The following is a 15,553-nucleotide window of genomic DNA, read 5'->3' as shown; positions in this document are numbered from 1 at the left end:
ACCAAATTTCTTGTGTGTTTAATAATAGTATTATTGAATAATAAATTTACTGGTAGCGGTATCAGATTTTAGAATATAAATTCCGCTAGATAATTTTGATATATCTAAGTCTAATTCGTTAGAATCAATATCTAATTTCATAATTTCTTTACCCGTTAGATCATATAATTTTAGATACAGATTTCCTTTTTGATGTATAGTGATACTTGATCCTTTCGAAACAGGGTTAGGAGTTATCATAATAGCACTTGTATTTTCTTTTTCAAATCTAACTCCTCTTAAAGATTGAGGTAATACAGTCAATATGATGATCTTTTTGGTTCTTTGTCCATTATTATCTATGGCAACTACTTTAATTCTATAACTGCCTCCCGTAACATTTTGTAGTTCTGAAGCACCTCCCCAGCCATACGGAGCTTCGGTATCGGTTCTAATAAGTTCTCCGTTAAGGTATAATCTAACTTCTTTGATTCCATCAGGATCATTAGCTGCTACATTGATAACAATGTCATTTCCTTCGATAATGGTTCCTGTTTCTAAAGATACGTTTGATACTGGATCTATAATAGTTTCTAAATTTCTTGGGTTTAAAATTGTTAATTCGGGGGATTGATTTGTGTTTTGTTCTCGTTTGTAATGCACAACATACATTGAATATGGTCTTAAACGATATAATCCTCTATTTGGATTGATATTTGAAATACTTTTTTTTAGTCGAGCATCTTCTGAAGTATCATTAATAGCCCTTAAGAGGTTTTGATTTTTATCAGGTGTAATTTCTTTGAACTCTAAAATTTCGCCATCAAGATTATTTTCAAAAGAAGATTTTGATAATGTGTAAGCACTCTCTTTTTTATTAAAAATAATCGTGTAACCTTCTTTCGTATTTGGGTTATAAAAAGTGCCAGCATCGATTTCATCATATCGGCCTTCAAATCTCCCAAGACCATCGTACTTTTTTGAATTTTCTATTTCGGTTTTAATAAATTTTGTTGAATTTTTTACTGGATCTTTAAACATCTTAAAAAACGAGTAGTTTACTAATTCTTCGTATTCAAAATTATCAGGCATTAATTCTCCTCTTCTGGATCTAAAAGTTAACCATTGTTGAAAAGAATGCCAACTACTCAATTCTATTTGAGGATTACTGAAGAGCTTCATCATAAAATTAGCATTAAAGAGACCTCCTAAATAGGATAATCTCATTTTATATTGCCTTAGATTACCTCCAAAACCTCCTGTATGATATTCTGTAAGCCATATTTTTTTTGTTGGAAAATCTCTTTTAAGCCTGTTAAAAGTACTTTGCAATCTATTGTCGTTGTGAGATATACCATAAGTATATGAAGTTTCATAAGGAATGTAATTAGCAGGGTTGACATTACTTTCCATACCTGTCTCAGCATATAAATGAACAGCTAGTGCGTCATACCAATCTTGTGATAAAACATCTTCATACCAATTTTCTAGTCTGTTACCAATAGGAGCAGGACCATCTAAAAAAGATTCTTTTGTATAAAATTTAGCTGGTAATACCACGGCTACTTTAGCTTCAGGAAAAATAGATTTAATCATTTCTGAAGCTTCTCTTGCTTTTCTGAGATAAAAAGTACCACTGGGAAAAGGAGTTTCATAAGAGCCAAAAAACACTTCATTACCAATTTCGAAATGATTTATTGTAGCTCCTATATTTTTAATTCCTTGTAAAACTTCTCGATTTTCATTTAAAGTCATCGTAGATAGATTTATAATATAAGTAACTTCTGGATTTTCACTTTTAACAAACTTTGCAAATTCCCGCCAATCTTGCCCATTTTCACCTTTTCCATTTCTCCTAAGTCCTTCATTGGTTTCAATAACGTGTTTTTGAAAATCCTCTGGCGTCATTCTTCCTCTTACATAATTATTTGCAAAACCAGTTTTGATGTTTAGATAATTAGATCCCGTACCTGCCGGATATCTTACTGTTGGTTTACCAAGATCATTGTATACACTTTTAAAGGTATTGTTGGTAGAATAATAAGGTTTATTCAAGTTCTCATCATTATATCCATATACTTTCTTTTGTAGGCGTGTAGATTGATTGTAATCTAACGATACATTGATTCGATTCTGTGACGATCCTTTGAATGCAGATAATAGTATTGTGAGAATACATAATATCGTAAAGTTTAGTTGTAAACTGTAATTAATTTTGTTTTTCATTTTTTTGGGTTTTAAGATTTTTTTGGTTTTCATTTTTTTTGGTTTTCATTTTTTTTGGTTTTAAGATTTTTTGGTTTTAAGATTTTTTTGCGAATAGCTATAGTATTGGTAACACATATAATTGAGGGTTATATGTGTTACCAAATTTCCTATATCTGAGTTTATATTCTTATTGAATTATAAATTTACTAGTAGCGGTATCTGATTTAAGGATGTATAGTCCATTAGATAGTTCAGATGCATTTATGTTTAATTCATTAGAATTAACATCTAATTTCATGACCTCTTTTCCAGTTATATCGTATAATTTTAGATAAAGATTTCCTTTTTGATATACAGTAATATTTGATCCTTTTTTAACAGGGTTGGGAGTTACCATAATAGCAGGTATATTTTCATTGTCAAATTCTGCAACACGCAGTGATGGGGATATTGCAGTAAGTCTAATGATCTTTTTGGTTCTTTGATCATTATTATCTATGGCAACAACTTTAATCCTATAACTGCCTTCGGTAACATTTTTTAGCGCAGAACTAGCTCTCCAACTATAAGGAGCTTCTGTATCTACTCGGATTAGTTCTCCGTTAACATATAGTCTAACCTCTTTGATTCCATCAGGATCATTTGCTTCTGCTCTAACCACAATATCCTCCCCAGCAAATAGGGTAGTAGTCTCTTCTGTGGGTTGTAGTACTGTTAAAGTAGGAGCTTCATTTGTTCTATAATCTGCCGGGTTTATTCCGATGATATTAATTCTTATATCTACGCCAGTAGTCTCACCTGTTCCTCTATCGGTAATGAATTCTGTTAATGTGGTATAAACTCCTCTTGAGTCTTCTTCGATACCATACCTGTTTAAATAATCATCGAGTTTGTCTATGTTTTCAAAATCATATATTCTTTCTCGTATCGTAGGAAAACGGCGAAAATAACTATGTCCAAAAGGGTAGGATCCTAAACGATCGGTTATGGTTCCACTTACTACCACTTTAAAGTCTCCTCTATTTACATTGATTTGAGTGTCCATTTGCGCATTAGGCTCTAATTCTATATCGACATTCGTATTGAGTACATCTGCGGTATACACTTCTTTATTCGTATTATCTAATTCTCGGTAGATCCTATTATTATTAAACCCTGGAATTCGAACATTAACAAAGTTTAATTGATGATCTGGAGACGATTGAGTTCCTGATCCATCCGTAAAACCTTTATCTCCCCAATCATAGTAGGTCGTATTTACGACACATAAATTATCGGTAGAACCACCTAGAAGACCCGCACCATTACCATCCCAAAATTTTCCATTTCGAATCATATATCCAAAATTAGTCGTAATATATAAAGCTCTATTAGTGTTCCAGACTCTATGATTATCTATTATTGATAAATTATGATGATATGCCTGTTCAGCTCTAAATTTAGATCTAAACCCACTACTACAACCATATGCTTCATTATCCTTAAACTCTAATAAAGGAGCTGCTCCTCTATCTACATATTCTTGCAAAGGAAACATATCGACAGGATAGACATTAGTTCTTACTTTATCTCTTAACGTCATAACAGTACCAGCAGCATCATACGCATATGCCTCTCTAGAAGAAGCAGCTACATTATTAACCATCCTTACAGCTCTCCCTACGAGTGCATAAGCTTCGCCTGCTCTAAAATCATCATCTAATACTCGTTCTACTGTGGCATTAATAGTACTGGGTTCATCTCTATGTAATTGTGCAAAATAATAATTTGGATGATCAGCTCTGGCTGTAGTTACAAGATTATCTTTCCAAATACCAGTTTCGGAACCACTTTCTGCTACCATACCAGCACCGTTGATAAAATATACTACATTATCTTTAAATGAAGCATGACTATCGTGATGTACCATACCCCAACCTGGTGAACCCCAAACGGCTAATCCGTGTGCTTCTGCCATTCTGGTTTGAGAGTCTTTCATTCTATGGAAATGCATTGCATATCTACCACGTTGGTTTTCTATGTTTTGGGGTAGTGCTTTTTCTTCTACAAAATTTCTTATTTCTACAAAATCTTTGTCATCTTCATCTTTTTCACCTGTTCTAACTAGAGTGTACTTAAAATCATCCAGAATATTAGATTTGTTAGATCTCCCTAGGTCTTTAAACAACGCATTATGTATTTTTACATTTGTAGTTCTCATAAACATGGTGTGTCCACGACGTGTAACATCATCATTTTTATTATTGTTGTTGTCAGTAAAATCGATAGATTTAAAGGTGATGTTTCTTGTTAAATTTGATAGATGACAAAAAAGGTTTTCTTGCGCAATACCAGTATGGGCATAAATAGTTTGACGATCAAAAGTAATATCGGTTCCATCAATAGCGGTGATTATAAACTCCTCATCTTGGGATCTAGTGGGATTAGCAATAGAATTTCTGAAAATCGATTTTGTTCCAGATAGAACTACTTGATCACCTACTTCCCAGTTTTCAGGCACAGATTCTAATGATACGTTATTATCTCTTCTAGGGGTTGCTTCTGTAGTTCTTAAAAAACTAGTTTTTTCTTGTCCTAAAATAGTAACTTTTCCCATAGTCATTAGACCTAAACTAGCTTGTTCAGGATCCCATTCATATCTACCTAGAACACCAGGACCATCATTAGCCAATCTTCCATTAAAATGATTATTTACTCTTCTTCCATCAGAGTAGTGGTTTCTTGCCTGACCGTTCCATGGAGCACCATTGATACCTCCACTTTTCTTTCTTTCTATATCAAAAGGTTTAAAATGAATATCTATAGTACCATCACTAGGGCTCTGTGCCCGCATATCTAGCTCAGACATCATACCACAAAAGAACGTGTCGACTATTAATTTTCTATTGGCACCTCCAGGTGCTCTAAACGTTATTTTACCTTCGTTCCGTATCGCAAATATATGAGCGTTACTATTTACATTGTAATTTACGGTAAATCCATTTGGTATTACTACAATAGATGCTAATCCAGGAATATATCCTCTGTTCCAAGTGTCTGGGTCATTCCAATTTCCAGATTTAATTGCTGTGTGGGTTGCGGTATTATCAGGAACTATTTGTTGGAGCATAATCATTTGCGAATTGCCATAAAATGAGCAACAAATAAGGAGAACTAATAGATAAGAATATCTATACAAATTAAATTTTTTCATGATTTTGTAAACGTTAGTATTAATATTAAGATCCTTAAAGAAAAGGATCAATGAATTTTAAAAAGAACAATCATTCTTACAAATAAAAATCTGGCACAAATAATATATACCTTAAGTTTATTTATATAGTTGTTCTATTCGTGTTAATACTAGGGGGAAAAGATCGTATTTGTATGTGTAGATTTAGGGTTTTACATAGGCTTTTCTTTAAGATATTATGAATTTTGATTTAACAACTAATAAATGAATCTGGTAACATTTATAAAGTTTCTTAACTCAAAATTACTCTAAGAAGGTTTATTAAATTTAATTATAAGGTTGATTTTTGGTAATCAAGGTAACATTAGTAGGTTGATAAGAGGTAAACATTATTTTTTTAACTAATTGATATTTAATATTTTATGATTTACCTCTTTAGTTTTGACTTTGAGTATTGACTTTTTCTCAATTTGCAGATGCCGTCTTATTAATTTTTGTTTAGATTTAAATATCCAATGATTTGTTACGAATGCTAGTTCCATCATTACGTTATGAGGATCTATTCAGAATTTATTATGAAGAAAAGAATATGTTGTTTATTAGTATTGTGGTCTATAGGGTTAATGTCTCAAATAGTTTCAGAATCAAAAAGCTATAAAGAAATAGATAGTTTACTAAGTCAATTAGATATATATAACAGTTCATCGACGGATTTTTATATGCTATTGGATAGAAGTAGAGGTGAAGGTTATGAAGAAATAAGAGGAAAAATTTATCTTAAACTTAGTGTGTACTATAGAAAGAAAAAGATGATCGATAGCGCTTTTTACAATATAAACAAGGCAATGTTTATTTGTAGGGAGAATGATTTTAAGCCAGGTTTACATTATTCTTATCTTTCTTTAGGTAATTTATATGGAGAACTACAGAATTATGAAAAATCTTTAGAGTATTTTTTGAAAGCATATGATTTTTACAAAAAAGGAAAAGATACAGAACGGTTTAAAAATGTATTACAAGTTTTAACTATAAATATTGCATCTACTTATAGTTTATTGGGTGATTACGAAAAAGCAAGAACATATTATTACAATCATATTAATGATCCCTTATTTGATAAAAAATCGAGATACGGAATTCAATTGTATCAAAACATTGGTACTAATTATAAGAGAGAGGGAGATTATGATAATGCAGTATTATGGCTAAAGAAGGGATTAGAATCAGCCATTAAAAATAATTATTCAACGATAAAGAACGATATTTTACTGGATCTGTGTAAAACATTTCTTATTCAAAATAAAAATAAAGAAGCAAAATATTTTTATGATAGAATAGATACAGAAACTTATAATTGGGACAAAGATTATTACTTAGGAGTAATTTATCTAGGGATGAATAGGTTAAAAGTAGCTGAAAGTTTGTTACGGCAAAATGTTAAAGGAAAACAAAGTGCTTTAAAAAGAATGAATACGTTTTTAAAACTATCAGAAGTCTATTCCAAAAGACAAATGTGGGAAAAAGCATTTAACAGTAAAGAACGTTATTATCGAATAAAAGATAGTATAGGTATTGAGCGAAATAAATCTGTGATAAAAAACAACGAATTAGGTTTCAAGCTTATTGAAGAGGAAATGTCCAATAAGCAGTTAGAAACTGATAATAAGCTTCTACAATCTAAAAATCGTATCCAATTTTATGTTCTTATAGGTGTTGTTATATTTTCTTTTGGGGGTGTATTTTGCTTTTTTTTACTTATTAAGAACCTTAGAATCAATAAGAAATTAAAGGAGTTAAAAAAGGTAGAAAGAGAATTATTAGAGGATAAAGTACAACTTAGAGAGAATGAATTGAATATGACATTAATAGCAATTTCTAATAGACAAAAAATGCTGTCAGAAATCAAAAAAGAAGTTAATCAATTAAGTAATAAAGATAGCCAGGTTAAAAAACTTAGAAATAAGATAAATACTTTAATCATAAATGGCAATAATCTCACTGCAATAAGTGATCGAATCGAATCGAGATATCCAGGAATGGTAACGAAATTAAGGGATATGTATCCCAACCTATCCGATACAGAGATAAAATATTGCTTATTTGTAAAATTAAATCTTTCGACAAAAGAAACAGCCAATATTTTAGGAGTCACTCCCGATACTGTAAAAACTTCAAGAAGCAGAATAAAGAAAAAAATGAATATTCCAGAGTCTTTAACGCTTGGTATGTACCTGGAACAGCTTTAAATTAGGAGTAATTTAAAAATCCGAATTATAATATGCTTATAATTCGGATCTTTAGCTTGTATTGTATATTTATTTAAGAGCTCCAACCATATCTTCTGGTTTAACCCATTGGTCAAATTCCTCTTCGGTTACATACCCTAATGCTACAGCTTCTTGCTTTAGCGTAGTTCCATTTTTATGCGCTGTGTTAGCAATTTCTGCTGCTTTATAATATCCTATTTTGGTATTAAGAGCAGTTACCAACATCAATGAATTATTCAACAACTCTGTAATTCTTGCTTGATTTGGTTCTATTCCTTGAGCACAATGTACATCAAAAGAAACACAAGAATCACCTATTAATTGAGCACTCTGCAATAGATTTGCCGCCATAACAGGTTTAAATACATTAAGTTCAAAATGTCCTTGCATTCCGCCAACATTAATAGCAACATCATTACCCAATACTTGAGCACAAACCATAGTTAAAGCTTCACATTGAGTAGGGTTTACTTTTCCGGGCATAATTGAACTTCCAGGTTCATTAGCAGGAATGATAAGCTCACCAATTCCACTTCTTGGTCCTGAAGCTAACATTCTAATATCGTTTCCTATTTTATTCAGAGAAACTGCAATTTGTTTTAATGCTCCGTGCGTTTCTACAAAAGCATCATGAGCTGCTAATGCTTCAAATTTATTTTCTGCAGTGATAAAAGGTAAACTTGTAAACTGAGCAATAAATTCTGATACTCTTTTAGCATATCCTTTGGGTGTGTTTAGACCTGTCCCAACTGCCGTTCCACCTAAAGCAATTTCTGCTAAATGTGGCAATGTGTTTTCCAAAGCTTTAAGCCCATGATCCAGTTGAGAAACATATCCAGATAGCTCTTGTCCAATGGTTAATGGAGTAGCATCCATAAAATGCGTACGACCAATTTTTACAACATTTTTAAAAGCTTCTGATTTCTTTTTTAGCGTATCTCTTAATTGTGTAATACCAGGTATCGTAACTTCTAGAATCTTTTTGTAAGCCGCAATATGCATACCCGTAGGGAATGTATCGTTAGAAGATTGAGACTTATTTACATCATCGTTAGGTTGAATGGTTTTTTCTCCTTCTCCAATAGTTTTTCCTGCTAATTGATGTGCACGATTCGCAATAACTTCATTTACATTCATATTACTCTGCGTACCGGATCCCGTTTGCCATATTACCAATGGAAACTGATCATCGTGTTTTCCTTCTAGAATTTCATCACATACCTGAGCAATAAGATCTCTCTTTTCAATAGGAAGAACACCTAATTCGCAATTAGTAAAAGCAGCAGCTTTTTTAAGATACGCAAAACCGTATACTATTTCTAAAGGCATTGAAGATGGTGCACCAATTTTAAAGTTGTTTCTGGAACGTTCTGTCTGAGCTCCCCAAAGTTTATCAGCAGGCACTTTTACTTCGCCCATTGTATCTTTTTCTATTCTATATTCCATAGCTGTGATGATTTGTTTTTCGAACGGCAAATTTAAGAATTTGTATAGCTATTTCTGAATAAAGATGTACTTTTTAAAACAGAATTGTATTAAAGTTTTAGTTTTGAAAATAAATCATATTTATGTTATGAGATAAAAGGAAGAGTTATTATCTTTGGCAAAAATTGAAATTAGATTACTGTTATGTTCGAATTTGATCAATACCTTGGTTTTTTAGCATTCTTAACGATCCTTACAATAGGATTTTGGTTAATGATATTTTTATTAACCTTCGTGGTTCCTTACTGGATTTTTGGAGCTACTATTGAAAACTTTAAGTTAAAGCAAGAAGCTAAACGTAAGGCTAGAGAAGAAGCTTAAGTAAAAATATTAGTTATATATTAAAAAGAGGGATTGATTTATCAATTCCTCTTTTTTATTTCACTCTTATTGATATTTGTTATTCTGTTATTTAAAGGTTTATTGAGCCTAAGACGATGTACTGATTATTATGATAAATGGTAATAAAATAGTTTTTTTTATATTTTTTTTGAAAGTGAGTTTTTAAAAATATAACTTAGAAGAAGGTATTATGATTAGAGAGATGCTAAGTGATGTATTATGTTCATTGTAAGCCTATTGTGTCTGTCTAATGTTGTATTGAATTAACAGAAAAATAACAACGTTCATATTTTTTTGTGATTTGAAAGAATTTAGTTACAATAAAGACACAATATTTATAGTGCAAAATACGTTTGCGTTTTTTAGTTTTGCAGCTGTTTTTACGGGAAAATGCAAAAAATAAAAATTATAAAAATTATAAAATAGAGTTTATGAAAAAACTTATAAGTACTAACTTATTACTAGTTGTCTTTATTCTTTTTTCTTCCATTACCATGTATGCTCAGAGTCATAAAACTGCACTGTCATTAACCGGTGGTTATGCAGATGGAGGTTTTGCAGGATTAGCTGCGTTTGATTATAAGGTAAATGAATTTGATTATTTACAATTTGGTATTCAAACTAATTTTACAAAATTAGAGTATGAGGATATAAAAATACCTGTTAATTTGTATGCTTTTAACACAGGGTTCTTTTTTGATGTACTTAGGAATAATAAGAGAACATTTGCGCTCGCTTTAGGGGCAGGAGCAACCGTGGGTTATGAGTCTATTAATAATGGAGACGAGATTCTAGAAAACAATCAGGTTTTGAATATTGAGACAAGTAATGTAGTTTTCGGAGCGTATGCAGGATTAGATGCAGATATATTTTTAATTCCTACAGTGGCAATTAATATTAAAGCACAAGAGATATATCACTTCAATAGCGATATTGGAGAACTTACTCCTTATTTTGGTATTGGAATTAAATTAATACTGAAGTAATTTTTTCGGAAAGAAACTTCTGTAAAAGAAGTTTTTAACAATTGGATCATTAAAATAAACAAACATAATATAGATGAAAAAGTTTTATCAATATGTCGTTTCAGGTATCATTCTTCTATTTATTGGGATTGCCTGTACAAAAGAGATAACAGATGATTTAGTAGTGTTTTTTAAAGTAGAATTTAGCGAGACTACTATAGAAACATTTGTAGATACTAAAAAGGAATCTCAATTTACTATAACAAGTGGTGCAGATATCAATGCAGGAGATTACCAGATAAAATATAATGTTACGGAAGGTGCTGGATCATATTTTTTGAATACAGTAGCTATAGCAGAAAATGAATTTATTGATTTACCCGAAGGTCCTGAATACACAATAGAATACCAGGGAACTGCGATTGGTACCAATAAAGTAACTTTAACTATAAGAGATCAATCTAATAGAGAAGAAGAATTTGTGTTAACATATAATGTAAACGATACAGATTTCACATTTGATGTAATAACATCTCCAGAAGCTATTACATATGTTAATGGAGAGATTGATTTAAATCTTACTATCGAAGAAGTTAGTTCTGCAACGTATGATGTGCAATATGCTTTTGGAGTATCAGATGCGGATGTATCAGGAACAGGAAGTGTTATTGTAGATGGAACGGTTCTGGATCCAGAGACTGCGGTCGAAATTCCGGTTGGAGATTCTACTTGGAATTTCGAAGGACTAACCGTGGGAGTGGTTAAGGTTACATTTACTGCTACTAGTAGTTTAGGAGTTTCTAAATCAAATACTGTTAGTATAGAAGTAGGAGAAACACCAGATTTTACTTTTACAGCAGCAGCTACTGTAACCACATTGGCAACCAATACAGCTGCTGATATTAATTTCGAAATTATCGAAACTGTTGGTAATTCGTCTTATACAATGAGGTACAGATCTTCACAGGCTGGAAGTTTTGTTTATGATGACGTTATATATCAACCCGGAGATGAGATACCAGTTGTGGTAGGAACTTCTACAGGTCAATATACCGGTACTGTTATGGAGGATCACGATGTGGAATTTATTGTTGCTAATGCTAATACAACCCCTATAACTAAAATGGCAGAGGTGAATCTTACTTTTATCGATGCTGATACAGATTCTCCTGTAATTAATCTTAATGGTTCCGATATGCTTACGCTAACCGTTTTTGATACTTACACAGAAACCGCTACAGCAACTGATGACGTAGATGGTAATCTTACAGATCAGATAGTCTTTGGAGGAGATTTTGTTAACACAGATGCTCTTGGAACTTTTACAAGAACATATAATGTAACAGACGCATCCGGTAATACGGCTACAGAAGTTTCGCGAACAATTACTGTAGTTGATGATGTAATTCCAGTGATTACTATTCTTAGTCCTTCAATAAATGTTGGTGTTGGAGAAACTTTTACAGAAACAGTGTCAGCTTCAGACAATTTTGATGGAAATATTACAAACAACATCGAGTTTGGAGGAACCTTTGTGAATACAAATACTGTAGGGTCTTATACGAGGACTTACAATGTTATGGATTCTTCTGGTAACCCTGCGGTAGAAGTTGTACGAACTATTAATATAGTAGACAATGTGCAACCCGTAATATTATTAAATGGTCCTAGCACAATAACATTATCAGTTAATGAAACTTATATAGAAACGGCGACTGCTTCGGATAATTTTGATGGTAATTTAACTAACGACATTGTGTTTGGTGGAACATATGTCAATACAAGCACAGCAGGAACCTATACCAGAACATATGATGTGGTAGATTCTTCTAACAATCCTGCAGATCAGGTAACCAGAACTATTATTGTGGAAAGTTTAAGTACAGGGCCTACTTGGGATTTAAGTACAGGTCTTCTAACTGCGAATGCAGGAGATGCTGTAGAAATTAGTGTCAGTTCAGGAGGAAGTACCGGATATACTATTCAGGTAGAGGCAAGAGCAGACTCTCCATCGGGAGCATTACTTGGTAGTCTAAGTGCAGGAACAAGTAACTCTAGTGATTCAGACCTTTTTGTAATGCCTGCCAGTGGACAGGTGTATATTAGAGGAGAACATAACAGTATTGGTAGTGGATCTACTTTAACCATAGCAGTTGAGGGAGCTACAGTTGCTTCTGAAAATATGGGGCCTTCTCAGCCAGTTCCAAGATAGTGTAATACTACAGTAACTAGTTTTTAAGAATTGCAAAAAAAAGACTCGTTTTCTCCTGAAAACGAGTCTTTTTTTTTATAGAATATTGTCTCGTCCTGAAATATCGTTACACTAAAATGTTATTTATGGAGTCATTACATTCAAATTATGTAAAGCGTACACAGAAGGATTACAGTTTATCCTTTAAGCTACAAGTTGTTCAAGAGATTGAACAAGGCTTATTAACAAGAACTCAAGCTTTGGATAAGTATGGTATTCAAGCAAGATCTACGATTCGCACTTGGTTAAAAAAATATGGTAAATTTGATTATGATTTTAGTGTAAATAGATCCATGTCCAAAACACCTGAACAACGTATTTTAGAATTAGAACAGCAAGTCAAGCTTTTAGAGAAACAAAAAGCAAGAGCTGAATTTTTAGCAGAGCGTGCGGATAAGAAAGCAATTATATTTGATATGATGATTGATATCGCCGAAGAGGAATTTAATATTCCGATCAGAAAAAAGCACGTACCCGAGTTATCGAAAAATATAGCCAAGAAAAACAAGAAAGCATAACTGCTACCTGTGATTTACTCGGGGTGAATAGACAGGTGTATTATAGAGCTATTCGGTCTTATCAAGACAAACAAAAACTAAGTAAAAAGGTAATTGATTTAGTAAATACCATTCGCATATCAATGCCTAGAATCGGTACAAGAAAATTATTTCATCTTTTAAAATCTCAACTCAAAGTAATCGGAGTTGGTCGCGATAAGCTATTTAAAATACTAAAGGCTAATAACTTGTTGATTTTACCTAAAAAGAACTATCATGTAACTACGGATTCTCATCATAGATTTAGAAAACATAAAAATCGAATAAAAGATGTTGAATTTATCAGACCAGAACAAGTATGGGTCAGTGATATAACTTATATAGGAAATAGGGAAAATCCATGTTATTTGGCTTTAATCACGGATGCTTATTCTAAAAAAATAATGGGATATAATGTATCAAATAGTCTAAGTGTAAAAGGATCTTTAACAGCTTTAGATATGGCTATTTCTAATAGAGATTATAATGAAAAACCTATAATTCATCATTCCGATAGAGGATTACAGTATTGTTCCAATGAATATCAAAAAACATTAAACATCAATAATATTAGCCCTAGTATGACTGAAAAATATGACCCTTACGAAAATGCCATAGCAGAAAGAATTAATGGAATTCTTAAACAAGAATTTGCTATTGACAAGTATGATACTTCAATGCAAATCAAAACCAAACTGGTTCAAAATGCAATCCGCATTTATAATCAGATAAGACCTCATTTATCTAATTCAATGTTAACACCTGATCAAATGCATCAACAAAATAAATTAAAAAGAAAAAGCTACAAAAAACAAAAGGTAGCAAATTAAAATTGCTACCTTGTATTTATTAATTCCTGTAACGATTATTCAGGACGTCACATATCAACAACTTTTTCCGGAGGTCTTCCAATAATTGCCCTAGTATCTTTTATTACAATAGGCCTTTCAATAAGTTTTGGATGCTCACACATAATTCTTATAAGCTGATTATCTGTTAAAGTTTTACCTTTAAATTCTTGTTTCCAGATCGCTTCATTTTTTCTAACTAAGTCGATGGGTTTTATTCCAAGAAGATCAATGATTTTAGATAATTTTTCTTCACTCAAAGGAGTGTCTAAATATTTAATAATATTCAAGTCCTCATTTTTTTCTTCCAAAATGGCAAGACATTGTCTGGATTTGCTACATCTTGGGTTATGATATATTGTTGTCATATCTATTCAATAATTATTAATCTTCAACTCTTTGTCCCATCATCATAAGGTATGCTTTTAAGAAAGCATCAATGTTTCCATCCATAACAGCATCCACATTTCCGGTTTCTTCTGCAGTTCTTACATCTTTTACCAGTTTATAAGGGTGCATTACATAGTTACGAATCTGAGATCCCCATTCAATTTTCATTTTGGATGCTTCAATTTCATCTCTTTGGGCTTGTTGTTTTTTGAGTTCAAGTTCAAAAAGTTGTGATTTAAGCATTTGCAACGCCTTTAATCTGTTCTCTTGTTGTGATCTAGTGTCTGAACAGGAAATTTGGATTCCAGTAGGGAAGTGGGTAAGTTGTACTTTGGTCTCTACTTTGTTTACATTTTGTCCTCCGGCACCACTGGATCTGGAGGTGATGATCTCATAATCAGAAGGATTAATGTCGATTTCGATACTATCATCTGCTAATGGATACACATAAATGGAAGCAAAAGAAGTATGTCTTTTAGCATTACTGTCAAAAGGAGAGATACGTACTAATCTATGTACTCCATTTTCGCCTTTAAGCCATCCAAATGCGTATTCACCGTCTATTTCTAAAGTTACTGTTTTGATTCCGGCAACATCTCCTCCTTGATAGTTAAGTTCTCTAATTTTATAACCTTGTTTCTCTGCCCACATTAGATACATACGCATAAGCATGCTCGCCCAATCACAACTTTCTGTTCCACCAGCTCCGGCTGTGATTTGAATTACAGCACTCATGCTATCACCTTCTTCGCTAAGCATGTTCTTAAACTCAAGGTGTTCTATAAGATCTAAGGCAACGGAATGGCGTTCATCTACTTCCTTTTCGGTAGCATCTCCCTCTTTATAGAACTCGTAAAGAATTTCGAGATCATCAACAAGGGTTACACTTTTTTTATATTCAGAAACCCATTTTTTTTCTGCGTTAAGAGCACGCATTAGTTTTTCTGCTTCCTGGGCATTATCCCAAAAATCAGGAGCATATGTTTTTTCTTCTTCGTTAGCTATTTCGATAAGTTTGGCATCAATGTCAAAGATACCTCCTTAACGCAACCAGGCGCTCCCTAAGATCTTGTAAAGTCTCAGTATTAATCATATTTCAATTATTTTAAG

General features: G+C 32.4%; 11 protein-coding genes. 6 read left to right on the top strand and 5 right to left on the bottom strand.

Annotated features, from left to right (window positions below):
- Positions 1-30 precede the first annotated feature (30 nt).
- Together D1818_RS04045 and D1818_RS04040 are read right to left on the bottom strand one after the other, a co-directional pair.
- The gene (locus tag D1818_RS04045) at positions 31-2,205 is read right to left on the bottom strand and encodes a T9SS type A sorting domain-containing protein (RefSeq protein WP_162897259.1); all 2,175 of its coding nucleotides are present in this window, start codon (positions 2,203-2,205) and stop codon (positions 31-33) included.
- A gap of 169 nt (positions 2,206-2,374) precedes the next feature.
- Positions 2,375-5,296, bottom strand: coding sequence for an Ig-like domain-containing protein (locus tag D1818_RS04040; RefSeq protein ID WP_158597045.1), 2,922 nt, complete (start codon positions 5,294-5,296; stop codon positions 2,375-2,377).
- A gap of 638 nt (positions 5,297-5,934) precedes the next feature.
- Here D1818_RS04040 and D1818_RS04035 point away from each other — a divergent pair.
- Positions 5,935-7,605: a tetratricopeptide repeat protein gene (locus D1818_RS04035; RefSeq protein ID WP_162897258.1), complete on the top strand. Its 1,671-nt coding sequence runs from the start codon at positions 5,935-5,937 to the stop codon at positions 7,603-7,605.
- A gap of 69 nt (positions 7,606-7,674) precedes the next feature.
- Here the strand turns inward: D1818_RS04035 and fumC are convergent, their stop codons facing one another.
- Positions 7,675-9,072: a class II fumarate hydratase gene (gene fumC, locus D1818_RS04030; protein ID WP_118456516.1), complete on the bottom strand. Its 1,398-nt coding sequence runs from the start codon at positions 9,070-9,072 to the stop codon at positions 7,675-7,677.
- A gap of 183 nt (positions 9,073-9,255) precedes the next feature.
- Between fumC and D1818_RS25215 the strand changes: the two genes are divergently transcribed.
- The 5 genes from D1818_RS25215 to D1818_RS04015 all read left to right on the top strand — a co-directional run bounded on the left by D1818_RS25215 (position 9,256) and on the right by D1818_RS04015 (position 14,035).
- A complete protein-coding gene (locus D1818_RS25215) occupies positions 9,256-9,432 on the top strand; it encodes a hypothetical protein (protein WP_162897257.1) in 177 nt (58 codons plus the stop codon).
- A gap of 452 nt (positions 9,433-9,884) precedes the next feature.
- On the top strand, positions 9,885-10,439 hold the full coding sequence (locus D1818_RS04025) for a conjugal transfer protein TraO (protein ID WP_118456515.1): 555 nt from the start codon (positions 9,885-9,887) through the stop codon (positions 10,437-10,439).
- A 73-nt stretch (positions 10,440-10,512) separates the two neighbouring features.
- The gene (locus tag D1818_RS04020; RefSeq protein ID WP_118456514.1) at positions 10,513-12,630 is read left to right on the top strand and encodes an immunoglobulin-like domain-containing protein; all 2,118 of its coding nucleotides are present in this window, start codon (positions 10,513-10,515) and stop codon (positions 12,628-12,630) included.
- A gap of 125 nt (positions 12,631-12,755) precedes the next feature.
- Entirely contained in the window at positions 12,756-13,187 is a 432-nt protein-coding gene (locus D1818_RS25575; protein WP_205487253.1) for a helix-turn-helix domain-containing protein, read from the top strand.
- On the top strand, positions 13,151-14,035 hold the full coding sequence (locus D1818_RS04015; RefSeq protein ID WP_205487267.1) for an IS3 family transposase: 885 nt from the start codon (positions 13,151-13,153) through the stop codon (positions 14,033-14,035). The genes D1818_RS25575 and D1818_RS04015 overlap by 37 nt, the downstream gene beginning before the upstream one ends.
- 47 nt (positions 14,036-14,082) lie before the next feature.
- On the opposite strand, the gene arsC is transcribed toward D1818_RS04015, so the two are convergent.
- A complete protein-coding gene (arsC, locus tag D1818_RS04010) occupies positions 14,083-14,421 on the bottom strand; it encodes an arsenate reductase (glutaredoxin) (protein ID WP_118456513.1) in 339 nt (112 codons plus the stop codon).
- A 16-nt stretch (positions 14,422-14,437) separates the two neighbouring features.
- A protein-coding gene (gene prfB / locus D1818_RS04005; protein WP_118456512.1) for a peptide chain release factor 2 occupies positions 14,438-15,536 on the bottom strand; the annotation gives its coding sequence in 2 pieces (ribosomal slippage) (positions 14,438-15,472 and positions 15,474-15,536; 1,098 coding nt in all).
- Positions 15,537-15,553: the final 17 nt, after the last annotated feature.

Source organism: Aquimarina sp. BL5 (assembly GCF_003443675.1).
GTDB lineage: Bacteria > Bacteroidota > Bacteroidia > Flavobacteriales > Flavobacteriaceae > Aquimarina.
This window is presented reverse-complemented; position numbering and strand designations above follow the sequence as displayed.

Excerpts from the sequence above, each read along its gene's own strand:
- D1818_RS04035 (WP_162897258.1), top strand. The coding sequence starts at position 5,935 with ATGAAGAAAAGAATATGTTGTTTATTAGTATTGTGGTCTATAGGGTTA.
- D1818_RS04045 (WP_162897259.1), bottom strand. The coding sequence starts at position 2,205 with ATGAAAAACAAAATTAATTACAGTTTACAACTAAACTTTACGATATTA.
- D1818_RS04020 (WP_118456514.1), top strand. The coding sequence starts at position 10,513 with ATGAAAAAGTTTTATCAATATGTCGTTTCAGGTATCATTCTTCTATTT.
- D1818_RS25575 (WP_205487253.1), top strand. The coding sequence starts at position 12,756 with ATGGAGTCATTACATTCAAATTATGTAAAGCGTACACAGAAGGATTAC.
- fumC (WP_118456516.1), bottom strand. The coding sequence starts at position 9,072 with ATGGAATATAGAATAGAAAAAGATACAATGGGCGAAGTAAAAGTGCCT.
- arsC (WP_118456513.1), bottom strand. The coding sequence starts at position 14,421 with ATGACAACAATATATCATAACCCAAGATGTAGCAAATCCAGACAATGT.
- D1818_RS25215 (WP_162897257.1), top strand. The coding sequence starts at position 9,256 with ATGTTCGAATTTGATCAATACCTTGGTTTTTTAGCATTCTTAACGATC.
- D1818_RS04040 (WP_158597045.1), bottom strand. The coding sequence starts at position 5,296 with ATGCTCCAACAAATAGTTCCTGATAATACCGCAACCCACACAGCAATT.
- D1818_RS04025 (WP_118456515.1), top strand. The coding sequence starts at position 9,885 with ATGAAAAAACTTATAAGTACTAACTTATTACTAGTTGTCTTTATTCTT.